Raw genomic sequence first — 23,725 nt, 5'->3', positions numbered from 1 at the left:
TCATCGCCTTGTTTAGTTAGAATAGCGTCCAATTTTGCAAGTGACATCGTTAGCTCGTCATAGTGTTTTAACTACACAACTTACGATAATGGTTAATTGGTCACTGAGCATATCATTAAAACCAGCATTGTTACTTGATTCCCCAGTAAGCTGGATTACCATTTATTCAGAAACATTTAATAAAGGATAACTCCTCATGGCGCAACAACGCGTAACTGTCATTCGTGGTGATGGTATCGGCCCCGATATTATTGACGCTACTACTCAGATCCTAGACAAGGTGGGTTGTAATTTCGCTTACGATTATGCGGATGCAGGGCTTGTCGCACTAGAAAAACATGGGGAATTACTTCCCCAGCAAACCTTAGATTTAATAGCAAAAAACAAAGTTGCGTTAAAAGGTCCTCTAACGACACCCGTGGGTGAAGGTTTCACGTCGATAAATGTCAGCCTGCGTAAACAATTTAAATTGTATGCAAATGTACGCCCGGTATTATCTTTCAAGGGCACAAAAGCGCGCTATGAAGATATCGACATCATTACCGTACGCGAAAATACTCAAGGGATGTATTCAGGTCTTGGGCAGACTATCTCAGAAGATGGCAATGAAGCAGAAGCCATGAGCAAAATTACCCGAGATGGTGCTGAGAAAATCGTCACATTTGCATATGAACTTGCTCGTCGGGAAGGACGCAAGAAAGTCACCGCGGTTCACAAAGCGAACATTCTTAAATCCACCTCGGGCTTGTTTTTAAAAGTGGCACGAGAAGTAGGTGAGCGCTACCCTGATATTGAATCAACGGAAATGATTGTTGACAATACATGCATGCAATTGGTGATGAATCCCCATCAATTCGATGTCATTGTGACTACCAATCTATTCGGCGATATCATATCTGACTTATGCGCAGGTCTGGTGGGTGGCCTTGGAATGGCACCCGGTGCAAATATCGGCGAGGAATGTGCCGTGTTTGAAGCGGTGCACGGTTCGGCACCTGATATTGCAGGTAAAAATCTTGCTAACCCCACATCGGTCATTTTGGCAGCCATTCAGATGCTGGAGTATTTGAAAATGGCAGATAAAGCTGAAAAAATTCGCAGCGCTTTGAAAGATGTCATAGAAAGTGGCGATCGAACTACTCGCGACTTAGGTGGCGAACATGGTACCACTGAGTTTACTCAAGCAGTTTTAGACAGGCTTTAAAAAACTGTACTTAAACTGATCTGGTCACATTTTATTCCTTGGTTAAGATTCATTTGTACATGTGTACGAATTTAATTTTGACCAAGGAAGAAAAATGAAAAAATTGATATCCCCTCTACTTATCTCTCTTTCTCTAATACCCTGTATAGCGACAATGTCAACAATTGCGGCGCCGCTGGAAAGTGAGGTTGCTGCGGTCAGCACGGCCAACGGCCTTCTCGATCTGAATACTGCAAGTCTCGAGCAACTGAAAGCGTTGCCAGGGATCGGTGCCAGCAAGGCGCAGGCTATTATCGACTATCGTGAAGAGAAAGGGCGATTTTTGGAAATTGAACAATTGACCGAAGTGCGAGGTATTGGCAAGAAAATGCTAGAAAAAATCGCGGATAAGATTGAAGTAAGATAAATAATAAGAGCCGATAGCGTGGCGCTATCGGCTGACTATGCTAACAATTAAGTGACGATAAATAGGTTTTAAATTCATCCTTTAATGCTGGATGTCGTAACGCATATTCTACATTAGCTTTCATATAACCCAGTTTTGAGCCGCAATCGTGACTTTTACCCTTCATGTAATAGGCATCCACTTGTTCGAGTTTCATCAAAGCATCAATAGCGTCAGTTAATTGGATTTCTCCACCTGCTCCTGGAGGAGTAAATTCAAGAAGATCCCAAACCTTTTCAGACAGCACATAGCGTCCTACAATGGCTAAATCTGAGGGCGCTTCGTCGAGACTTGGTTTTTCCACCATACGATGAATCTTGGCTGACTCACCAGGTTTAATTGACGCCCCCTCCAAGTCCACAATACCAAACTTGGTTATATTTTCTTGCGGAACTTGCTCAACCATAACCTGACTCACTCGAGACGTGTTAAATTTCGCGACCATATCAGCAAGATTATCTTTGCGTGGGTCACTGGCTGCATCGTCGATAATTACATCAGGCAGCACCACTGCAAATGGTGCATCACCAACAAGGGGCTGGGCGGCTAAAATAGCATGACCTAAGCCATTTGCATGCCCTTGCCTAACATGCATAATGGTGACGTCTTTGGGACATATCGACTGCACCTCTTCAAGTAACTGCCTTTTTACTCGCTTTTCAAGGGTGGCTTCCAACTCAAAAGAAGTATCAAAATGATTTTCTATACTGTTCTTACTCGCATGAGTAACTAGAATGATTTCTTTTATTCCAGCCTGCACACACTCTTTCACAACGTATTGAATCAAAGGTTTATCCACTAACGGCAACATCTCTTTTGGTATTGCCTTTGTTGCAGGAAGCATTCGTGTTCCTAAACCCGCTACTGGAATTACCGCTTTTTTCACCTGACTCATGTTTACTGATATCCTTTTACTGACAAGCCCCTGCCGATGGCATAGTACTGTAATCCATATTCCTTCATTCGGGAAGGTTCATACAAATTTCGGCCATCAAAAACCAACGGCTGTTTAAGTTTATTCTTAATTAATTCAAAATCCGGTGCTCTGAAAGCCTGCCACTCTGTGCAGATGACAAGACAATCAGCCTCAGCTAGTGCTGCTTCTTTAGTACCCATTAATTTAAGATTGGGTTGATCGGCATAGATTCTCTGTGTTTCTTCCATGGCTTCCGGATCGTACGCTTGTACACGCGCACCTGCTTCCCACAGCTTCTCCATTAGAACTCGACTCGAAGCTTCACGCATATCATCCGTATTGGGTTTAAAGGCTAAGCCCCAAAGAGCAACGGTTTTTCCTTTAACATCATGATCAAAATGTCCCATGATGTATTCGAAGAGTTTCTCTTTTTGGGTGTAGTTCACCGCTTCTACCGATTCTAGGATCTTAGCCTGGTAGCCAACCGAATTAGCGCTGCGAATTAACGCCTGCACATCTTTTGGGAAACATGAGCCCCCATAGCCACAACCAGGATAGATAAATTGATAACCTATTCTTGGATCAGAACCGATACCACGGCGAACATTTTCAACATCAGCACCGAAACGCTCAGCCAGGTTTGCAATTTCATTCATAAAGCTGATTTTTGTCGCCAGCATGCAGTTTGCAGCATATTTTGTCAGTTCGGCACTACGAATATCCATGACAATAACTTTGTCGTGATTTCTATTAAACGGTGCATAAAGCTCACGTAATTTCGTTTCTGCTTTGGCGCTATGCGTGCCGATTATGATTCGATCCGGGCGCATACAGTCATTAACAGCAGCACCTTCTTTTAAAAATTCAGGATTAGAAACGACGTCAAAATCAATATTTTTATTTTTCGTTTGTAAAACGGTCGCAATTTTTTCTCTGACCTTGTCCGCTGTACCAACGGGAACAGTAGATTTATTGATCACGATCTTATATTTCTGCATATTGCTAGCGATAGTTTCAGCAACAGCCAGTACATATTTAAGGTCTGCAGACCCATCTTCATCGGGAGGCGTTCCTACCGCAATGAAAATTAAGTCACCATGCGACACGCCCTCGCTAGCATCTGTGGTGAATTTGAGACGACCTGACTGGTAATTGGATTGCACTAGAGGAGTTAGACCAGGCTCGTAAATCGGTATTTCACCATCTTGGAGTCTTGCAACTTTATTTTCATCCACATCCACACAAACAACATCATGGCCTACTTCTGCCAGTACCGCGGCTTGCACTAACCCAACGTATCCTATTCCAAAAACTGTAACTTTCAATTTCTTTCCTTCTTCGTTTTGACGCAGGCAAACGGCACACTGCTACATCAATAAACTATACGTTTATTTTCCCAGATCGATTTTTTATACCATCGCGAAATCCTAGTTTGGTGTACTTACCGCGCAGAGGACCATCGGGAAATAAAAAACGATTGACTACCCATCTCAAGGGTAACGCCAGCAAATTTCTAACTTTCCATCTTATAGGAACGTAATTTCGCCGGCAAAGTTTAAGCACATTCCGTACCTGGTAGTATAATCTGATAGGGGCTCCACGCTTAAACGTTATGCCAAAGTAGGTATGTCGCGCATCACCTTGTTTATGATGCATAAGAATATTTTTTGCTATTAAGATGGCAAATCCTTTACTTCGAGCCCGCCAGCACCATTCATGGTCCACGCCATCTATAAATAACGATTCATCTTTGAGCCCAATTACATTCACATGGGCAAGAAAAATTAACATGCCTGAGGCAATAATTTGACTAACACTAATTAAATCACCACTTTCGTGAGCATATTTGAGCTTAGGAATTTGTGCAGTCTGGTTGAAGCCGCAGATCACTGTCGGACCGATAGCTGCTATTTTAGGATTTTCTTGAATGCTGGCCTGAAGTTGTGCAATTAATCCGCACAAGAGCTGTTGTGTCAGGTGACTGTCTTGGTCAAAAACAAATGCTGCGTCATAACCTGAATCTCTAAGCGCAATAATGCCTGCGTTTTGAGCAGCGGCAATACCGACATTTTCAGGGAAGTGTAAATAATTTACATGGGAAGGGAATATTTCAGCATGGCTAAAGGCGGAATTATCCACTACAACTGTAAAGATATCAGAAGCTCTCAGAGTTTCCAGCATCGAGCACAAATGCTTCGCATCTGGATTGTAAAGTACTATTATTGCGCCAGTTTTCAATGCTTTAAAAATTTATCTAAAAGAATTCTATCAAGTTTATAAGCAAATTTTACAATTTTAGATGGCATCAACCTTAATGTAAGTACTCCACATGCGTATGCCACATTCAAAATAGTAAATCGTCTTAATTCTTTCATCGCCAAAAATCTGGCTCGAAACTCATTAATTGATTTGGAAATCCCTCTTCGCTTGTAAAAATTGTTAACTCTTCGAAATGAAAGTAATTTATCTTTTAAATTTCGAAATACATAACCTTGTTTTGCTAGCGTTATCCAGAAAAAATAATCCTGAGTATTTTTCAACGCTGCGTTATAACGATTTCCGTCTTTAAATACATTATAGCGTATGGTGACGGTAGGATGATTCAACGTGCAGCGGCGAGGTAACATTCTAACAATTCGTTTATGTGAGGTAGGCATTACACGTTGTCCTACGCGCCTGCCATTTTCATTAATTTCCTCGAGCGCTGAGCCTAACACCGCAATTTGTTTATGCGATTGAAGATAAGTTATCTGGCGACTCAAACGATTTGGATATGCTATGTCGTCGGCATCCATTCTGACGAAAAAATCTGGATTAAATTGCATGCCCCATTCGACCGCAAAATTCATCGCGGCAGCTAATCCATTATTAACATTGCACTTCGCCAGTACTAAGCGTTTATCCTTTTCAGTATATTCGTTTAGTAACTTATGCATTGAATCACTGATATCACCGTCAATGATGATAATAAATGAAAAATCCCGGTAATCTTGGTTCAGAATACTGTCAATGGCCTGTTTAACCCACCGTACTTTATCATGCTCATAAATCGCCATCGCCACAATCGTCTCTACATAGAGCTGACTAATGCTTTGACTTATAACGGTATATTCAACTGACGGGTGTTTTTTCACTATGCGCACAACATGGTAAGGGGGGAAAGAAAAATGACGGTAACTGCTACTTTATGCATATCATCATTGTGAAAGAGCTATGCATGCACAAGCTTTTTAAAAATTCTGATCACTGACCAGATGTTTTGAATTACAAAACTATAGATAATCAATAATCCCACAAATGCAGCGAACATTATTGATTCAGCAACTTGGTAAATCTCTCCGAAAATACCGATAACACAATAGCAGAATCCCATTGCTAAAATAGCAATTAGTGCTTGGGTTGAGCTAAAACCCGCCCGCATAAATATATTATGCAGATGTTTTCTATCAGGGCGAAGCACCGATTGTCCTTTCATCGCACGACGATACATAATCGCCGCCATATCCATCAACGGCAGGCCTATTAACCAGACCGCAGTAATTGGGCGAAAGGCTGGGTTGGTAGCCTGGGTATGATCTACCAGCAACCAGACTATTGTCAATCCGACAAACATACTGCCTGCATCGCCCATAAAAATCTTGTTCCCTTTGAACCCTTTCCAGCTCAGGTTAAACGCTAAAAAAGGGACAATCGCAGCGACAATTATGAGAGGTTCCATTACCGCTTCACCATTACCTGTAGCGAGTAAAAATCCCACTACCGTTAACAATATGATTAAACTCATACCGCCGGCGAGACCGTCAATTCCATCAATCATATTGAAAGCATTGATCACACCTACCACACACACAATGGTAAAAAAGTAGCCGCCCAATCCAAGAGAAATATTTCCGATTCCGATAATATCTCCTAGATCAGTGATATAATTTTGCGCACTCCAGGCCATGATTGCGGCCACACCGAATTGACAAACCAGGCGCCCTTTCGCACTCAGATCAAAACGATCATCCATCATGCCTAGAAGTACAATAAACGCAGAGGCAGTAAAGAAAAGAGGATTATTTTTCATCCATACATCGGTAACGATACTCGCAACGAGTACCGCCATAAAAATAGCCACACCACCGGTAAGCGGAACCATACCAGTGTGCTTTTTCCGATAGCTTGGCTGATCAACTAAACCAAATTGATGCGCTAACGGGGTCATCACCACTAACAGCACTAAAGCAACAAAGAATGCTGTAAAAAGCGGGACAAATTGAAAATAATCGAACATACCTAACTGTAATCCTTACTTCCCAGTGTTACTGCATGTCGCCGAATAACTAACTCGAACGCTTTACAAAAGCCTTATATAGAAAATAGAAACATTCACTTGTTTCAAAAGCATTCGAATTTTCTAGCATTGCATGAGTAGGACATACTTAAACGCGCATATGATAATAGACAACGTGGAATAAGACTAGACTAATGTGCAAAAATACTTGTGGTTATTTATATAATGACTTCAATAAGTTTTTAAAAAGTAAGATATGTGCTTTCGGTTCACTATGGTATTCTTTGTAAAAATAGCTCAAATATAATTAGTTGTTTATGTATTCTAATTACTTCGTTGTACCTTTTTGTGCCCTTATTACAGTATTATTATCTGCTTGTGCTGCGCCGCCTCCGCGGGTATATGCCAGTGTGCCTATGGTATCATCTTCGCAGACAGTTGATATTGAGTTAGCTTCAGGTAACCATGAACAGAATTTGCCTGCTCCCGCATTACCTGGGAATGATGAGGCAATCCAAGTCCACTCTCGCTATACTTCTGCGTTGAACCATGATTGCATAGTAACTAAAAAGAACAGTAATAACGAAAAAAGTCACTATTGCTGGAAGAGCGGCGAGTGGGTAGAGCTAAAAGCTTTAAACTAAAAAACATTAGATAAAATACGATATACAAATGAAAAATTTTTTAAGTGCTGTTGTTTTCTTATTTCTGACTTTCACTATATTTGACTCATTTGCTCAATCATTGGAGCAAATGCAGGAACTCAGAAATCAATCGCAGAACCAGTCTCAGCAACAATCAGGTAATACAGATCAGCAAGGCACGCCAAATCAGATTTCCCCTTTTGAATTGTCTACAGATGTGGAATTACCCCAAATGCAAAACCAACGGGATAGCATGGGACGTTTTACCAGCAAGCCTCGCAGTGGTATCTATTTGCCTGGGGAGCCTACCGTTCAATCTGTCTTCCCTTTGCGATCGTCGTTGCTTGCTCCTCCTTTCGCCGCTAACCTTTTTATTGGTGGATTTGAATCAGAACGTACAACAGGTATTAACGAAAACTATTTAATTGCGCCTGGTGATCAAATTTCTATCTGGATGTGGGGTGCAGCAAACTACTCGGCCGTAGCTACAGTGGATAATCAAGGCAATATTTTTATTCCTAATGTTGGACCCATCCATCTTGCCGATGCACCTGCTAGCAGCGTTAACGCGCTTGTTCAACGCAAGATCCGCGAAGTATATACAAATGATGTGGAAATTTACATCGACCTGCTCACCGCCACGCCTGTATCCGTGTTTATTTCGGGCCCAGTGGTAAGACCGGGGCAATATGCAGGTCAGGCCTCGGACAGCGTGCTTTATTATTTAAGAAGAGCGGGAGGGATTGATTTCCAAAGAGGTAGCTTTCGTAACGTACAAATTATTCGTGAAGATCAGGTAGTTACAGAGGTAGATTTATATGAATTCGCAAAGTTTGGTAAGTTACCTGATCATCAGTTTAAGGATGGCGATATTATCCTGGTACGTCCTATCGGCAAGACGGTAACGGTCGAGCGAGGGGCGAAAAATGGATTCACCTTTGAATTCGAATCGGCCGAATTAACTGGTGAAAAGCTCAATACCTATGCGCTTCCCGATGATTTTTCCAATCATGTGGCGATAACCGGTTTACGCAATGGGAAACAGTTTGCCCGCTACTTGACCATAGAGCAATTCAACGATATTTCACTGAAATCAGGGGATATCATTGAATATATGCAGGACCATGAACAAAATGTTTATAGAGTAAGTGTAGCGGGCAGTTTTTCAGGGCAATCTCAGTTTATTGTGAAGAAAGGCACTAGAATAAAACAGTTGCTAGACTATATCTCGGTTACGCCTTCACTCTCTGATACAAAAAATATCTATCTCCTTCGCGAAAGCGTGGCGGATAAGCAGGCTGAGATCATTGAAGCAGCCTTGCAACGGCTTGAGCGCAGTATTTATACTGCACCTATCAGTTCATCCGGAGAGGGAGCAATTCGTGTTCAGGAAGCAAGTCTTGTCTCTGATTTTATCGAAAGAGCGCGGGAAGTTGAGCCGTTAGGCAAAGTAATAATTTCTGAAGATGGGGCAATCGCTAATATTCTATTAGAGCCGAATGATACGATTTATATCCCTGCAGCGACGGATCTTATTCACATTGGCGGCGAAGTATTAGTCCCCCAGTCAGTTGTATATAACCCAAATGCAGATATGGAAGATTACCTTGCATGGGCCGGAGGTTTCACCCAGCGAGCAGATAGCGACCGTATTCTTATCATTAAGAAAAATGGGAATGTTCAAATCACCTCACTGGACTCTGGCTTTTGGTTTAGCGGAAGTGGTGATGTCAATATTGAAGCCGGCGATCAGGTAGTGGTTTTACCCTCAATCGAAATGAAGTCCTTGCAAGCGATCAAGGATATTACTCAGATAATTTATCAGATTGCTATCGCAGCAAACGTCGCTGTTCGTTGATTATGAACTCTTTATCAGCCCAGTTAAAAGGGTGGCGAACCGTTATTTTTGCCCTTTTTCTTCGAGAATTACAGAGTAAATTCAATGATAAGTTGGGATTGAGCTGGGCATTTATTGAACCTGCTCTTTTTATACTCGTGTTATCTTTTATCAGGGGGAAGGTGACAGGCGGAGATGTTCACTCCATTCCCATCTTCATATTCATGCTTATAGGGATGATTGGAATTCAGTCATTCTTAAGTTCTCTCAATAGCATTTCCACGGCGATTAAAAAAAATAAACCTTTATACGCCTTTAGACAGGTGCATCCCATCTCTGCAATAATAACCTCAGCATTTCTGGAGTTTTCAATAAAAACGGTAGTCATTTTTTTACTTTCTATTGCCGTATATTTGATGCGGATGCCTTATTCATTTGATAACCCCGTAATGTTAGTGGGTGTTTACCTTTTGCTCTGGATTTTTGCCACTAGCATTGCACTCTTATTCAGTATCGCTGCGGCTTATATTCCAGAAATTGATAAAATTAAAAATTTTATATCGCGCCCCATGTTCTTTATCTCGTGCGTTTTTTTTAGCCTTCAGGATATTCCCAAAGAGTACTGGCATTACTTCAACTGGAATCCGGTGGTGCATTATATTGAACTTGCACGTTACGCATGTTTTACATCCTACGGGAATGAAGGGGTAAGTTTAGCTTATGCTGCCATGTGTTCCCTGGTTTCGTTATTTTTCGCCTTGTCCATCTATCACCTAACATGGAAGAATATTCTTTCAAGATGATCCAAATCAAAGCACTAACAAAAAGCTATCCGAGCGTTCAGGGTCGCCAGTATATTTTTAAGGACTTAAATTTTACCTTTCCTACTGAAAGTAACGTGGCGATTTTAGGAAAGAATGGTGCTGGTAAATCTACCCTTTTTCGTATGTTAGCAAAAAGTGAATATCCCGACAGAGGCCAAATTATAACGAAAAAGTCTATGTCATGGCCCGTTGCGTTACAAACTGGTATTCATCCACAAATGACAGGACGAGAAAACACAAGATTTATTGGAAGAATTAATAATGTTCGTTCGCTCAGCGAATACGAAAAAAATGTACAAACATTTGCCGAATTGAAAAACAAATTCGATTTACCAGTCAAAACCTACTCTTCAGGAATGCGAGCTAAGCTAGTATTCGCTTGTTGTATGAATATAAACTTCGATATCTATCTAATAGATGAAGCAACTTCTGTTGGGGATCCTCATTTCCGAAAAAAGGCAAAAAAAACCCTGAAAGACAAAGCTAAACAAGCCGGCGTTATTATGGTCAGTCATGAACTTGATCAAATTAGAGAATTTTGCACTTCAGCGGTCATAATTAGAGACGGAAAGCTGAAATATTACAAAGACCTTGAAGAAGCTATTGCAATATACACGGGTGAAAATTAATGAAAATGGACGGGACATTTTTGTGACAGATAAGTTAACCAAAATCAAAGCTTTCATATTAAGACGACCTAGTTTGCTAGTGCTTTCTATATGGCTTATATATGCATTCTATCTGACATTTATTGCGTCGAATCAATTCGAAAGTGAAAGTAAGCTAATCATAAAAGCAAGTGATGGTGGTAGTGCATTTGATCCCTCATCATTGCTACCAGGGCTTTCTGTAGGTACACCATCTGATGAAAGTGATGTGATTATTGCTTTTATTGAATCAGCTGACATGGCGAATTATCTTGATGAAACCTTAGGAGTAAGAAAACATTATTCATCGACGGATTATGATTTTTTTAGCAGGCTACCTGCCAATGCATCAAGAGAAGAGTTCCAAGAGTTTTATCGCAATCATATTGAGGTCTACAAGGACGATTTATCATCAATCATTTCGTTACAGGTTAGGGCATTTAGTCCCGAATTTGCTCAACTAATTAATAAAACAGTTATTAGCCAAGCAGAAAAATTTGTCAATAAAATCAATAATGATTTAGCAGTTAGTAAACTTGAATTCGCTAAAAAAGAACATCAAAAGATCGAAGAGAAACTAAGACAAGCAAAAACAGATTTACTCTCATTTCAATCTGAGTATGAAGTCTTGGACCCTACGATGCAAGGGGCCGCATTACAGCAGCTCACATTTTCATTAGAAGCAACGCTGGCTCAAAAACAAACTGAGCTTAACGCACTATCAACTATTATGTCGCCAAAGGCACCAGAAATCATGGCAGTCCAGCGGCAGATAAAAGCAATACAAAACCAAATAGCTGAACAGAAAAACAAAGTAGTGAAAGGTAAGCAATTAGAGAGTCAACTTTCAACCACAGAATTAATGGCGCGATTCTCAAACATAAAAATAGAACTTGAATTAGCCCTACAAGCCTACTCTACCTCCCTAATGTCGTTAGAAAATATACGTGTTGAAACCTACGAACAATTTCAACATCTTGTTACCGTGGATAATGCAACCCTACCCGACAAAAGTCAGTATCCAGATATACTATATAATTTAGTTCTGTTCGGTCTCATTCTTTTCATGATTTATGGCGTAACTAGAATTGTCATTGCCACCATCCGAGAGCTTTAATTTTAAAAGCTGACGTACTGATCGGATTAACATCAGTGTAAGGGTAAGAGTGCCATCACTACGATGTCACTCTTACCCAGCATAGGAGCTGGTTTTGTGCTGTAACTATAGTGATAGGATAGCATTTTCCTCATTCCGGAATCCTGAGTTAAAGTATCAATTTAAAATGAACGCTGGTATGCGAATTGTCTCCTAGGGAATGGCCCTTAAATCGCCAAGATTTGAACAAGCTAATCCCTACTGTTATCTGACTCAATCTGTCTAGTTTACCGCTCCTTCGCATACTGCGGTAGCGCGAGAAACAATTACCCTACCCATGTAGTTCCGCTTTATTTTTACTGTGGCACTCCCTTTGCAATATCTAATTAAACATTCAAACCGTTGGCATTTGCCTTCGAAAACGTCAATTTATTGTCGCTTTAAAAAGAATCATTGCGAGGAAATTATGGAACTGGCCATCATATTAATGATTTTACTAGTTGTTGTTGCAATAAGTGCCACAAAATTGTCAGATAATGGCGTAACGTTTCCGTTTCGCCGAAAGCCCACATTGTTCACACCAGTTGAGCATACATTTCTTAATTTAATTGATCAGGCTATTGGAAACGAATTTCGCGTATTGTGTCGCGTTCGACTGAATGATTTGCTGATGGTAAAACACAGTATCAGCCGCAAGCAGGCCAGCTCAGCGCTCTCCCGTGCTTCAGGCAGACAATTGGATTTTGTGTTATGTTCAAGGCATGATATGAGCCCAGTACTTGCCATCGATTTAGTGCACAATAGTGGTAAAGAAGGTTATAAGACACAAAAAGACTGGTTTGTTTCAGGTGCGTTGGACTCAGCGGGAATTCCTCATGCGCGGATAAAGGTCCAGGCAGGCTATACTGTTGAAGATATTCGTGAATGCATTGAAACGAAACTTATTCCTTATCGTCGAAATCTGCAAAAACTAGCCCAAGCCCCGACACATAATCCAGCTCCTCCCCGACGCCCTACCCGCCCGGTTCGTTCTGTTCGTTCAAATAAGGCTGCTGCATAATCCCGTTATGCAGCTTTGCGGCAAATCTCTGTCAGTTTAACGACATTCATTATAGAATTATGCGCTTTTAATGTTAGCCGCTTATTTACAGCGGCTGAAGCTTACGGTTTTTTCATATGAAAATTGGTATTTTAGGTGCGATGGATCAGGAAGTCGCTCTACTCAAAGCGTCTCTTGAAGATGTGACGACATCAGTGTGGGCCCATTTAACTTTTTACTCTGGCCATTTACACGGCGTGAATGTAGTAGTGGTAAAGTGTGGGATCGGTAAAGTCGCGGCATCCGTGGCCACTGCCATGATGATTGATCGCTTCGGCCCGGACTTTGTCGTTAATACCGGTTCCGCAGGGGGTTTTGATACCAATCTGAAAGTGGGCGATCTCGTCATCGCTAGCGGTGTCCAGCATCATGATGTCGATCTTACCCACTTTGGCTACGCTCGTGGCCAGGCAAGTGGTATGCCCGATATCTACCCTTGTGATGAACGTCTGATTGCCGCGGCTGAACACGCTGCGGCAGATGTAGTACACGTCACTTCAAAACGCGGTCTAGTGTGCACTGGTGATGCTTTTATCGGGTGTGACGAAGCAGCATCTCGGCTGCGCGCTCTGTTTCCGGCTATGTGCGCCGTTGAAATGGAAGGTGCAGCAATTGGACAGACGTGTTTTATGCTGGATACACCTTTTGTAGTTATCCGGTCGTTATCGGATATTGCTGGTGTAACCTCAACAATGTCCTTTAGAGATTACCTCGATGTGGCCGCAAAACATTCTGCTGAACTTGTGATGGGCATGATTAAAGAGCTGTCGGAAGACCCTTTGCTGAATTAACATGGAAGCGTTGATAACAGATTCGGTACTTGGCACCCTGGCTATACTCTGGCTAGTGGTTCTGCTGGATTTTATTTGGCGCTGGCCGTCCGCATACCATCCGTTATCTTTATTACGAATAATGGCTAACAATATGGCCAAGAAGGTCCTGCCATTGAAGCAGGACCCCTCACTCCAACATTATATTTCAGGGGCACTTGGTGTGATCGTTTTGATCACACCATTCGCCGTACTGGTGGGATTGTTGGTCTATATTGCGGAATATCCGTTGTTTTTCGAAGCAGTATTAATGCTTGCGCTAGTAGACTTCAGCCACATCCGTTTTCAATATGCACGTGTGGTAGCGGCAGTGGGTAATCATAAAAAAATGCTCAGCCGGGAAATGCTCAACCCCATCGTTTATCGTGATTGCACGAGGCTGACTGATATTGGTATTGCCAAGGCTGCGATTGAGTCATTAGTACTGCGGTTTTGTTACCAATATTGGGGCGTATTATTCTGGTTCTTAGTGGCTGGGCCAGTAACTGCCTTGGTATATAGAATGCTGCTTACCCTAAATTGGGAATGGCACTGGCGCAAACCGGGATACTTGCGCTTTAGTCAACCCGTCCATAATCTGACAAAAGCCCTGCGAGCAATACCTGCTTTTATCGCAATAATCGCCTTATGCATGGTAACGAATCCCCTCAAAGCATGGCGAGCACTAATGAATACAAAGGTACGGGACCAGAGCTCGTTAATACTTGCTGTAATGGGCGGAGGGCATGATATTAAATTAGGCGGACCTGCATTTTATCATGGTCACATGAATCGCTATCCAAGAGTAGGAGGGCAAAGAGAGGTTCGCTACTCAGATATGATTTATTGCCAACGCGCGATTACGCGGGCTTCACTGCTGCTGATTGCACTCTCGACCCTACTTCTACTAGCCATATGGGAAATTCCGCCGGTAACGAGTTTCTATTGAATGATAAAATTTAAGAATTTGCTTCTTTTAGCGTTATTTCTCTCCGCTAGTGTTGCGTCGACTGAACGTATCATCACCCTATCCCCCCACCTGACTGAATGGGTATATAGTCTTCAAAGTGGTGACAAACTAGTGGCGGTAAGCGAATTCAGTGATTTTCCAAATGAAGCGAAACAACTGCCTGTCGTCGCCAGTCATCACGGGGTAAACTTTAAACGTTTAATCGCGCTAAAACCCACTTTTATTCTCGCCTGGGATGGTGGCAACAAAACTCAGGATATTGCTCGGTTGCGCGCATTAGGCTACGAGGTTTTCACCTCCTCGCCCAATTCGCCAGCAGGCCTATCAAGCGAGATCCGTCAGTTAGCAAAACGATTAAATAAAACCGAATTGGCCAAAGAACTTACTCATCGCTTTACACAGGATATTGCGGAAATCCGGCAGCAATTTGGTTCGAAAAAGCAGCGCGTATTTTATTACTATTGGGAAAAACCATTGATGACAATAGGTGCAGGTACCTGGGCAAATCAGTTACTTAACTTGTGCGGTGCACAAACGATTTTTAGCGACTCACCCGTTGATTTTCCAGAAGTTTCTCTTCACGACGTATTAAAACGCCAACCCACCAAGTTGATCGCGTCCAGTCACCATTCACAGCAAGTGCTTGAACAATTTTGGAAGCCTCACAGAAACGTTCTGAAAGCCCCCTTGATCAAGGTAAATCCGGACATTTTCGGTCGTTTCACGTTGCGTTTACCAGGAGAACTGCTACAGGTATGTGAAAAAATCGCTTCAGAACCATCCCCACACTAGCTACATTTCCTAAGCTGTTCTACTTTTAACCAAACTACCACTAAAATTAGAGCACAACAATGAAGTACGAAAACCATGTGATGGCTTCGGGTGATTATAAAGTCGCGGATATCTCGCTGGCGGATTGGGGGCGAAAAGAGCTCACCATTGCTGAAAGCGAAATGCCCGCCTTGATGGCCATTCGAGAGAAGTACAACAAAGAGAAGCCTCTAGCAGGGGCAAAAATTCTCGGCTGCATTCATATGACAATTCAGACGGGAGTACTTATAGAAACGCTACGCGCATTAGGGGCAGAAGTTCGCTGGTCCTCCTGTAACATCTTTTCAACGCAAGATCACGCTGCAGCAGCGATGGCAGCAGCAGGGGTGCCGGTCTTCGCCTGGAAGGGTGAATCCGAAGCCGATTACGAATGGTGTCTTGAACAAACCATTATGAAAAATGGCGAGCTCTGGGAGGCCAATATGGTGCTGGACGATGGTGGCGACCTGACTGCCCTATTACACCAGAAATTTCCCCAGGTGCTAGCACGTGTGCACGGCATTACCGAGGAAACCACTACCGGTGTACACCGTTTAATGGATATGCTCAAACGCGGTCAATTAAAAGTTCCAGCAATCAATGTGAATGATTCCGTTACAAAATCTAAGAACGATAACAAGTATGGTTGTCGGCATAGTTTGAATGATGCGATTAAACGTGCAACGGATCATTTACTGGCTGGCAAGAAGGCTTTAGTTATCGGCTATGGCGACGTTGGCAAAGGCTCCGCACAATCTTTGCGACAAGAAGGTATGATCGTGAAAGTGTCTGAAGTGGATCCTATCTGTGCCATGCAAGCCTGCATGGACGGGTTTGAAGTGGTATCCCCTTTCTACCATGGCATCAACACTGGAGGCAAACAAGCTATTGATACAAGTTTGTTGAGCAGGATTGATTTGTTAGTGACCACCACTGGTAATATCAATGTCTGTGATGCCCACATGCTCTGCAGCATCAAACGCGGAGCGGTAGTATGTAATATCGGCCATTTTGATAATGAGATTGATACAGCCTTCATGCGTCAACACTGGCGCTGGGAAGAAATAAAGCCGCAGGTGCATAAGGTATACCGCAGCGACAATGAAAACGACTATATCCTGCTGCTCTCCGAAGGCCGTTTAGTAAATCTAGGAAACGCGACGGGTCACCCTTCCCGTGTCATGGATGGTTCGTTTGCCAACCAGGTGCTCGCGCAAATACATCTTTACCAACAGGCTTATGCTGCACAAGACTCGCAGACTCAGCGGGAGCTGCTGCGCGTGGAAGTGTTGCCCCGACAGTTAGACGAGGAAGTTGCTCGCTATATGGTTGAAGGGTTCGGTGGGGTTATAACTGAACTGACTAACCAGCAGGCAGAGTATATTGGAGTAGATAAACAGGGCCCCTATAAACCCGAGCATTATCGCTATTAAAGAACGTGTTTTACGGCAGTCATCACACTGTTTCACCATAGTCAGAATGACGAAATGGGATAAGGTGGATGAAGACGGCCCAGGTTTGCTAAACTGCTGAAAAATTTAATTAAGCAAGCAAACATTCATGAATATTGATTTAGCGACACCAGCGATGCTTTTTCCAGCCATTTCGTTGTTGCTTTTGGCCTATACAAACAGGTTTTTAACCTTGGCAACGATCATTCGTAACTTTGCCAAAGATGAACTGAATAACAATACCGCCGCGCAAATCAAAAATTTACGCCAACGCATTCAGTTAATCAAACGCATGCAAATTGCGGGCGTCGCCAGCTTTTTTCTATGCGTGCTCGCAATGTTGGCAATCTACTTAACGTATCAGGAAATAGGTAGCTGGATTTTTGGTATCAGTTTAGTGTGCCTGCTTTATTCCTTGTGGATGTCAGTCAGAGAAATTCTGATTTCGGTGGAAGCATTAGATGTACATTTAGCCGGTGTAGCGAGGAAATCAAAACATGAAGAGTGTTAAGCAGATCGATTATGTGCAATTCGACCCGACGCATTTTGACGGAGTGCTCGAGTTAGGTAACCGAGTACATGGTGATAATTACCTTACCACTGAATCGATAAAAACAATTTATGAAGACAGCTGGCAAGATGATATCAATGCTAGCTGGGTGGCATTACTTGAAGGTAAAGTCGTCGGCTTTCGTCTTACTTACGCCGCATCAAAATGGATCCCCAGTGAATGGTGCTCACCAGAGTTATGGCCGTTCCCCCCTCATCAGGTGTGTTATTTTAAATGTAATACCGTGGACAAGTCTATCCGTGCTCACGGCGTGGGCAGTAAGTTATTGAAACGCTCTATTGAACGAGCCAAACTACAGGGAGCCAAAGCTGGACTGGCTCACATATGGCTGGCTAGCCCGGGTAACAGCGCATTTAAATACTTTTCAAAAAATGGGGGGAAGTTAGTAAAAAAGCATCCTAACCGGTGGCGATATGCATCCATTCACGAAGGCTACGACTGTCCCGTCTGCGAAGGGTATTGCGAATGTGTGGCCGCTGAAATGATATTGCCGTTCAAATGAGTTATGACCCATTAACTGCTAACGCAGTCAGCCCGCAATACCCACATCCTCCCACTTACTGGCGATCAACTCATCAGGTATTGGCGAGGGACTCGCTTCGACAAGACATACATTGTGAATGGTTGATCATTGGTGCCGGCTATACCGGTCTTAGTGCAGCGTGTGAGCTTATGCAGAGGTCCGCTAATGCTGACGTGCTCGTTATCGACAGCCATGATGTCGGTTTTGGCTGCGCTGGGCGAAACGGCGGTTTTGTGCTTTCTGGTACTGGCCGTTACAGCTTATCAGCCATTGCTAAGAAGTGGGGAAACGCTGTCGCGGAAAAGATGCATCGTGAATTTCAAAATGCAGTCGACGAAGTGGATAAGCGAATCCGCCAGGGGGATATTGCGTGCGATATTAATATTGGCCCTTACTTAAAAATTGCTCATAATCCTAAACAAGCAGAATTATTACGTAGAGCTGTAGAGACGAACAATCAGCAATTTGGTGCAAGTGCGACTTTTTTATCTGCGCGTGAGCTTAACGGCCAATTATCTATCAAGCAAGCGTATGGCGCTTCCGCACAGGCAGGAAAAGCTCTTAATCCTCTAAAATACATTGATGGTCTGGCCGCATTAGCCGAACGTGAAGGGGCAAAAATTTATACCCGCACGCCAGCTGAGTCTATCGAACGCACAGCAAATGGCTGGCAAGTGAAAACACCACAGGCCACCATTACCGCTGAAAATATTCTTTTAGCCAGTAACGCGTACAGTCCGCGTAAATTCCATCCGCTTATCGACCAGCGTCAGTTTCCTGTGCAATCCAGTATCATTGTTACGGCGCCGATCCCAGCCCCCGTAAAAAACCGTACTGGTCTCAATCAACCGATCACCATGATGGATACAAGGATGATGAAATATTACTATCGCACCTTACCTGATGGTCGCTTACTGTTTGGTGGCAGAGGTGCGGTGACGGGTAAAAATGCGGATAGTCCACTATCAAGACAACGGTTAATTAGTGCTATGACCGCAAGCTTTCCAGCGCTAAACGTGGTTGACGTTGATTATTTCTGGAGTGGGTGGGTGTCGGTGGCGTTTGACAGTATGCCACGGGTCATATTCGACGAGTCACAACGCATTGGCTATTCCATGGGTTATTGTGGTTCGGGGGTTTCATTTGCCACCTTGGCAGGTGCCCGACTGGCGCAAAGAGCACTAGGGGAAAACGTAGACGTCAGCTTGCCGCTTTACAAAAACGCGTTACCTAAATATCCCCTGCCAGCATTGCGCAGGGTGGGACTGCGAGCCCTTTACACCTGGGCTCACTGGTTTGAATAAAACGTTTTATTTTAAAGTGATACGGGCAAATTTTCGTTTACCCACCTGATAAACCGCTTCACCTGCTTCAGTTAATTGCAAGCGTGGATCGTTTACCTTTTCCCCATCAATTTTCACCGCCCCTTGCTTAACCATGCGCATGGCATCAGAGGTTGACCCGACGAGTGCCGCTTCTTTTAATAGGTTACCCAACCCCAATCCATCCGCGCCAAGTTCAAAGGTAAATTCTGGCATTTCATCAGGAATAGCATTCTTTTGGAAACGCTGGATAAAATCCTCATGGGCAGCGGTAGCAGCATGATCATCGTGGAAGCGGGCAATGATTTCTTTGGCTAACAAAATTTTAAAGTCTCTTGGGTTTGCGCCATCCGCCACTTGCCGCCTATAGCCTTGTATCTCCTCTAATGGACGGAAACTGATCAAATCATAATAACGCCACATTAACTCATCCGATACTGACATCACTTTCCCAAACATGTCGTTTGGCGCATCGGTTATGCCGATATAGTTGTTCAGCGACTTGGACATCTTTTTCTCTCCGTCCAACCCTTCCAATAACGGCATCATAACAATAGCTTGCTGTGCTTGCCCCTGATCTTTTTGCAATTCACGCCCCATCAGAAGGTTAAAGCGCTGATCCGTCCCCCCCAGTTCCACATCTGCTTTTAAGGCCACTGAGTCCCAACCTTGTACCAGCGGATATAAAAATTCGTGGATGGCTATCGGCTGCCCATTGGCGTAGCGCTTTTTAAAATCATCCCGCTCAAGCATTCTCGCAACCGTTTGACTTGCGGCAAGTTTGATCATACCGTCTGCACCCAGCGTATCCATCCACTCAGAGTTAAAGCGAATTTCAGTCAGTTCAGGATCGAGTATTTTAAAGACTTGTTCTTGATACGTACGTGCATTTTCTAATACCTGTTCGCGAGATAACGGCTTGCGCGTAACATTTTTACCAGTAGGATCGCCTATGAGGCCAGTAAAATCTCCGATCAGAAAGATCACTTTGTGACCGAGTTGCTGGAATGTTCGTAGCTTGTTGATCAGTACAGTGTGACCTAAATGCAGGTCTGGCGCGGTAGGGTCGAACCCGGCCTTTACCGTAAGCGTTTTACCGGTTTTAAGTTTGTCTATCAGGTCCTGCTCTGGCAGGATCTCATCGGTTCCACGCTTTATTTCAGCTATTGCTGTTTGCCAGTCAATCATTTATTTTCTCACATCTACTGGGTATCACGGTTAAATCTGGGTGGCATTTTACGCATGGATGGGAACCTTTAAAAGGTTTGGTGTTCATATTTGAGCGCAATCTGCCGATAAAAATAATAATCTGCCCACTATTTGAGCAGCACAAGTAAGAATGACCATGTTGAATGCTTTATTCTCTAATTAGGTTGTACGATGAGAATCAATTTATATAAAGGTGTGAAAAACACCGTAACTCAATTGCCTTCGCCACACCGCACCGGGCTAGCTATCGCCAGTGCAATTCTCTGTGGGATGATTTTGCTTCCTTCTGAGCCTGTGGAGGCCAGTCGACATGCTGAAGCAGCCATATTAGATGTGGGTGTCAGGTATCCGCTGAAATTGGAAGTAACACGCAATACCGACATCGCCCTACCAGAAGAAGAATCAGGCTGGCACGTATATAAAGTAGGACGCGGTGACACGCTGGCGAAAATTTTTCAACGTGCCGGTTTTTCCCCGCGTGATACCTATGATGTCAGTAATTCTGGAAAATTAGCCAAGACGCTGGTTACTATCTTACCAGGGGACGAATTATGGTTGAAGAAAGGCGATGATGGCAGTTTTGCAGGGTTAAAGTACAAACTCTCAGCGCAGGAAACCTTATCAATTTCACCTTCTGATGAAACAGCGACCTTGGTCGCAGAACTTCAGACAAAAGAAATCGAAGTGCGGCATAATTTCGCCCAAGGAGAAATTACTTCCAGTTTTTGGCATGCCGGTGTATCAGCGGGCCTAACCGATAATCAAATTATGCATCTAGCCGGCATTTTTGGCTGGGACATCGACTTTGCTATGGAGATTCGTCAAGGTGATGTCTTTAACGTGGTGTTTGAAGAGCAGTATATCGACGGTGAATTTGTCGGATTCGGTGATATTGTTGCCGCAGAATTTATCAATCAGGGTGAAAAGTTTGTCGCGATAAAGCACAGCGACGGAAACTATTATACTCCTGAAGGCCGTAGCATGCGGAAAAGCTTCTTGCGCGCGCCAATTAACTTTAAGTATGTCAGTTCCAACTTCACTAAAGCCCGCTTCCACCCGGTACAAAAACGCTGGAAAGCACATCGTGGCACAGATTATGTGGCGGCAGCCGGCACCCCAGTTATGGCTGCCGGTGATGGCAAGGTCGTTAAGGCTGGGTATGACCGATTTAACGGAAACCATGTGTTTATTCAACACGGAGAGAAATACACGACCAAATATCTGCACTTCAAAAAGAATGCAGTCAAGGTAGGCGATGCCGTCAAGCAAGGGCAGGTTGTGGGCTATCTGGGCAGTACGGGTATGGTGACTGGAGCTCACTTGCATTATGAATTTCTAGTCGATGGCGTTCATCGTAATCCACGTACGGTGGAATTACCTAAAGCGTTGCCGATTGCAAAAGAAGAGCGTGCAGCGTTTGAAGTGATTGCTGAGAACCGTCTTGGTCAGTTAGACACCAACAAGCGTATTATGCTGGCAATGCACTAGACGATGGCCTACTACATTGGACTGATGTCTGGTACCAGTATGGACGGCATTGACGCCGTCCTCTGTGACATTTCTCATCAGCGCATCTCCAGCAAGCACTGCCTGTCTTTACCCTACCCTGCAGAATTGTTAGACCAGTTAACTAATCTGTGTACACCCTCTACTGATGAACTTTGTCGTATGGCCATGGTTGATCGCGAAGTGGCACAGGTCTTTGCCGAGGCGGTGAATCAATTGCTCGCTGAGACGAATCTCAAACCCGCTGATATTGTCGCTATCGGCTCGCACGGTCAAACAATTCGCCACCAACCTAAGACTGAAACCCAATCAGGATATTCCGTTCAGATAGGCGATCCGCATACTATTGCGACCTTAACCGGAATTGATGTCGTGGCGGATTTCAGACGCAGGGATATAGCAGAAGGCGGGCATGGTGCACCATTGGTCCCAGCATTTCATCATCAGGTATTCAGTTCGGCATCAGTATCGCGGGTTATTGTTAACATTGGCGGTATTGCCAACATTACCTATTTACCAGCGAATTGTTCGTCTATGGTTACAGGGTTTGACACGGGACCAGGTAACCGGCTCCTGGACTATTGGTGTCAGCGACATACGGGTAGACATTTTGACCAAAACGGGCAATGGGCTGCATCTGGTAGCATCATCCCAGACTTATTAACAAGCATGCTCGAGGATCCCTATTTTCACCGAAAGCCCCCTAAAAGCACCGGTCGAGAGTATTTTAATGACAGCTGGCTGACTCAGTTTGATCGACTGAATGAGTTTCCAGCCCATGATGTCCAAGCTACTTTACTGTCGTTAACTGCGCAATCAATTGCCGACGCTATTCGCAATTTAAAACAGGTTGACGAAGTATACATATGTGGTGGCGGTGCCTTTAATTTGAACTTGTTAAAAGTACTTTCGTTACATACTGCATTGGATGTTCAAACCACCCAAAGCTTGGGGGTTAATCCGCAGTGGGTTGAAGGAGCCGCCTTCGCGTGGTTAGCCTGGGCGTTTAATCATAGGGTGCCAGGGAACCTCCCCGCGGTAACAGGGGCAAGAAAATCGTGTGTGCTGGGGGCACTCTATCCCGCTTAATGAAATCGAATAGCAGGCAGCTTTTCTAAGCAGCGTTTCCACTCTGAAAAATGCTGGTCTCTCGCGCTTTCGTTGGTGAACCCAGAGTGGATTAAAATAATTTCAGTAGTGTTTTCATCCAACTCTTCGAACTGTATATCAACGCTCGTTACCCCGGGTGCTGCCACTAAGTTTTCCCAGGCCCACGAAAACATCAGTTGGTCGTTACGGCGAATGCGGGTGTACTCTCCGTGTAACAGAAAAGATTGACCAGAGGTATCCTCTAATACCACCCGATACATACCACCTTCTTCAAAGTCAGAAACCACATGTACCACGCGCATGGTTGAGGGTGCCATCCATTGGCTAATTAAGTCAGGCTTGTGAAATGCATCAAACAGCTGAGTGATGGGAAGGTAAAACGTCTTATTAATTTTAAAATTATACATGCCGGTTTCTTCTACAAAAGTCTCTGTTTTTTTTGTGTACGTGAGAAAC

Annotated in this window: 23 protein-coding genes; 16 read left to right on the top strand and 7 right to left on the bottom strand. The window is 43.7% G+C overall.

Annotation, left to right across the window (positions count from 1 at the left end; translation table 11 throughout):
• Positions 1–196: 196 nt before the first annotated feature.
• The gene (locus tag OPS25_RS03260; protein WP_265616230.1) at positions 197–1,204 is read left to right on the top strand and encodes an isocitrate dehydrogenase; all 1,008 of its coding nucleotides are present in this window, start codon (positions 197–199) and stop codon (positions 1,202–1,204) included.
• A 94-nt stretch (positions 1,205–1,298) separates the two neighbouring features.
• Positions 1,299–1,610 (top strand): ComEA family DNA-binding protein, encoded by a 312-nt coding sequence (locus OPS25_RS03255; protein ID WP_265616229.1) that lies wholly within the window; start codon positions 1,299–1,301, stop codon positions 1,608–1,610.
• A 40-nt stretch (positions 1,611–1,650) separates the two neighbouring features.
• Here the strand turns inward: OPS25_RS03255 and galU are convergent, their stop codons facing one another.
• The 5 genes from galU to wecA all read right to left on the bottom strand — a co-directional run bounded on the left by galU (position 1,651) and on the right by wecA (position 6,841).
• Positions 1,651–2,544, bottom strand: coding sequence for a UTP--glucose-1-phosphate uridylyltransferase GalU (gene galU / locus OPS25_RS03250; RefSeq protein WP_265616228.1), 894 nt, complete (start codon positions 2,542–2,544; stop codon positions 1,651–1,653).
• 2 nt (positions 2,545–2,546) lie between these two features.
• A complete protein-coding gene (locus OPS25_RS03245; protein ID WP_265616227.1) occupies positions 2,547–3,890 on the bottom strand; it encodes a UDP-glucose dehydrogenase family protein in 1,344 nt (447 codons plus the stop codon).
• Between the two features lie 55 nt (positions 3,891–3,945).
• On the bottom strand, positions 3,946–4,803 hold the full coding sequence (locus tag OPS25_RS03240; RefSeq protein ID WP_265616226.1) for a glycosyltransferase family 2 protein: 858 nt from the start codon (positions 4,801–4,803) through the stop codon (positions 3,946–3,948).
• The gene (locus tag OPS25_RS03235) at positions 4,800–5,621 is read right to left on the bottom strand and encodes a glycosyltransferase (protein ID WP_268741377.1); all 822 of its coding nucleotides are present in this window, start codon (positions 5,619–5,621) and stop codon (positions 4,800–4,802) included. The genes OPS25_RS03240 and OPS25_RS03235 overlap by 4 nt, the downstream gene beginning before the upstream one ends.
• A 155-nt stretch (positions 5,622–5,776) precedes the next feature.
• Complete coding sequence (gene wecA / locus OPS25_RS03230) at positions 5,777–6,841, bottom strand: UDP-N-acetylglucosamine--undecaprenyl-phosphate N-acetylglucosaminephosphotransferase (protein WP_265616224.1); 1,065 nt, start codon at positions 6,839–6,841, stop codon at positions 5,777–5,779.
• 672 nt (positions 6,842–7,513) lie between these two features.
• On the opposite strand from wecA, the gene OPS25_RS03225 reads away from it, so the two are divergent.
• From OPS25_RS03225 to OPS25_RS03170, 12 genes are all read left to right on the top strand, one after another.
• Positions 7,514–9,343 carry a polysaccharide biosynthesis/export family protein gene (locus OPS25_RS03225; RefSeq protein ID WP_265616223.1) on the top strand — a complete coding sequence of 610 codons (1,830 nt, stop codon included), beginning with the start codon at positions 7,514–7,516 and terminating at the stop codon, positions 9,341–9,343.
• Between the two features lie 2 nt (positions 9,344–9,345).
• Complete coding sequence (locus OPS25_RS03220) at positions 9,346–10,125, top strand: ABC transporter permease (RefSeq protein ID WP_265616222.1); 780 nt, start codon at positions 9,346–9,348, stop codon at positions 10,123–10,125.
• On the top strand, positions 10,122–10,775 hold the full coding sequence (locus tag OPS25_RS03215) for an ABC transporter ATP-binding protein (RefSeq protein WP_265616221.1): 654 nt from the start codon (positions 10,122–10,124) through the stop codon (positions 10,773–10,775). The genes OPS25_RS03220 and OPS25_RS03215 overlap by 4 nt, the downstream gene beginning before the upstream one ends.
• Positions 10,776–10,797: 22 nt before the next feature.
• Positions 10,798–11,910: a capsule biosynthesis protein gene (locus OPS25_RS03210; RefSeq protein WP_265616220.1), complete on the top strand. Its 1,113-nt coding sequence runs from the start codon at positions 10,798–10,800 to the stop codon at positions 11,908–11,910.
• A 445-nt stretch (positions 11,911–12,355) separates the two neighbouring features.
• The gene (locus tag OPS25_RS03205) at positions 12,356–12,949 is read left to right on the top strand and encodes a DUF2726 domain-containing protein (protein ID WP_265616219.1); all 594 of its coding nucleotides are present in this window, start codon (positions 12,356–12,358) and stop codon (positions 12,947–12,949) included.
• A 116-nt stretch (positions 12,950–13,065) separates the two neighbouring features.
• Positions 13,066–13,779 carry a 5'-methylthioadenosine/adenosylhomocysteine nucleosidase gene (locus tag OPS25_RS03200; protein ID WP_265616218.1) on the top strand — a complete coding sequence of 238 codons (714 nt, stop codon included), beginning with the start codon at positions 13,066–13,068 and terminating at the stop codon, positions 13,777–13,779.
• Between the two features lies 1 nt (position 13,780).
• Positions 13,781–14,746 carry a cobalamin biosynthesis protein CobD/CbiB gene (locus OPS25_RS03195; protein ID WP_265616217.1) on the top strand — a complete coding sequence of 322 codons (966 nt, stop codon included), beginning with the start codon at positions 13,781–13,783 and terminating at the stop codon, positions 14,744–14,746.
• A complete protein-coding gene (locus tag OPS25_RS03190; RefSeq protein WP_265616216.1) occupies positions 14,747–15,559 on the top strand; it encodes a cobalamin-binding protein in 813 nt (270 codons plus the stop codon).
• A gap of 59 nt (positions 15,560–15,618) precedes the next feature.
• Positions 15,619–17,010, top strand: coding sequence for an adenosylhomocysteinase (ahcY, locus tag OPS25_RS03185; RefSeq protein ID WP_320411947.1), 1,392 nt, complete (start codon positions 15,619–15,621; stop codon positions 17,008–17,010).
• Between the two features lie 127 nt (positions 17,011–17,137).
• The gene (locus OPS25_RS03180; RefSeq protein ID WP_265616215.1) at positions 17,138–17,539 is read left to right on the top strand and encodes a DUF2721 domain-containing protein; all 402 of its coding nucleotides are present in this window, start codon (positions 17,138–17,140) and stop codon (positions 17,537–17,539) included.
• The gene (locus tag OPS25_RS03175) at positions 17,526–18,101 is read left to right on the top strand and encodes a GNAT family N-acetyltransferase (RefSeq protein WP_265616214.1); all 576 of its coding nucleotides are present in this window, start codon (positions 17,526–17,528) and stop codon (positions 18,099–18,101) included. The genes OPS25_RS03180 and OPS25_RS03175 overlap by 14 nt, the downstream gene beginning before the upstream one ends.
• Positions 18,098–19,426 (top strand): NAD(P)/FAD-dependent oxidoreductase, encoded by a 1,329-nt coding sequence (locus OPS25_RS03170; protein WP_265616213.1) that lies wholly within the window; start codon positions 18,098–18,100, stop codon positions 19,424–19,426. The genes OPS25_RS03175 and OPS25_RS03170 overlap by 4 nt, the downstream gene beginning before the upstream one ends.
• 6 nt (positions 19,427–19,432) lie before the next feature.
• On the opposite strand, the gene tyrS is transcribed toward OPS25_RS03170, so the two are convergent.
• Positions 19,433–20,632: a tyrosine--tRNA ligase gene (tyrS, locus tag OPS25_RS03165; RefSeq protein ID WP_265616212.1), complete on the bottom strand. Its 1,200-nt coding sequence runs from the start codon at positions 20,630–20,632 to the stop codon at positions 19,433–19,435.
• 192 nt (positions 20,633–20,824) lie between these two features.
• Between tyrS and OPS25_RS03160 the strand changes: the two genes are divergently transcribed.
• Together OPS25_RS03160 and OPS25_RS03155 are read left to right on the top strand one after the other, a co-directional pair.
• Entirely contained in the window at positions 20,825–22,141 is a 1,317-nt protein-coding gene (locus OPS25_RS03160; protein ID WP_265616211.1) for an OapA family protein, read from the top strand.
• Between the two features lie 3 nt (positions 22,142–22,144).
• Positions 22,145–23,248 carry an anhydro-N-acetylmuramic acid kinase gene (locus tag OPS25_RS03155; RefSeq protein ID WP_265616210.1) on the top strand — a complete coding sequence of 368 codons (1,104 nt, stop codon included), beginning with the start codon at positions 22,145–22,147 and terminating at the stop codon, positions 23,246–23,248.
• Here OPS25_RS03155 and OPS25_RS03150 read toward each other — a convergent pair.
• On the bottom strand, positions 23,245–23,676 hold the full coding sequence (locus tag OPS25_RS03150; RefSeq protein WP_265616209.1) for an SRPBCC family protein: 432 nt from the start codon (positions 23,674–23,676) through the stop codon (positions 23,245–23,247). The genes OPS25_RS03155 and OPS25_RS03150 overlap by 4 nt on opposite strands.
• Positions 23,677–23,725 lie beyond the last annotated feature (49 nt).

This window comes from Alteromonas aquimaris (genome assembly GCF_026183695.1).
Classification (GTDB): Bacteria; Pseudomonadota; Gammaproteobacteria; order Enterobacterales; family Alteromonadaceae; genus Alteromonas; species Alteromonas aquimaris.
This window is presented reverse-complemented; position numbering and strand designations above follow the sequence as displayed.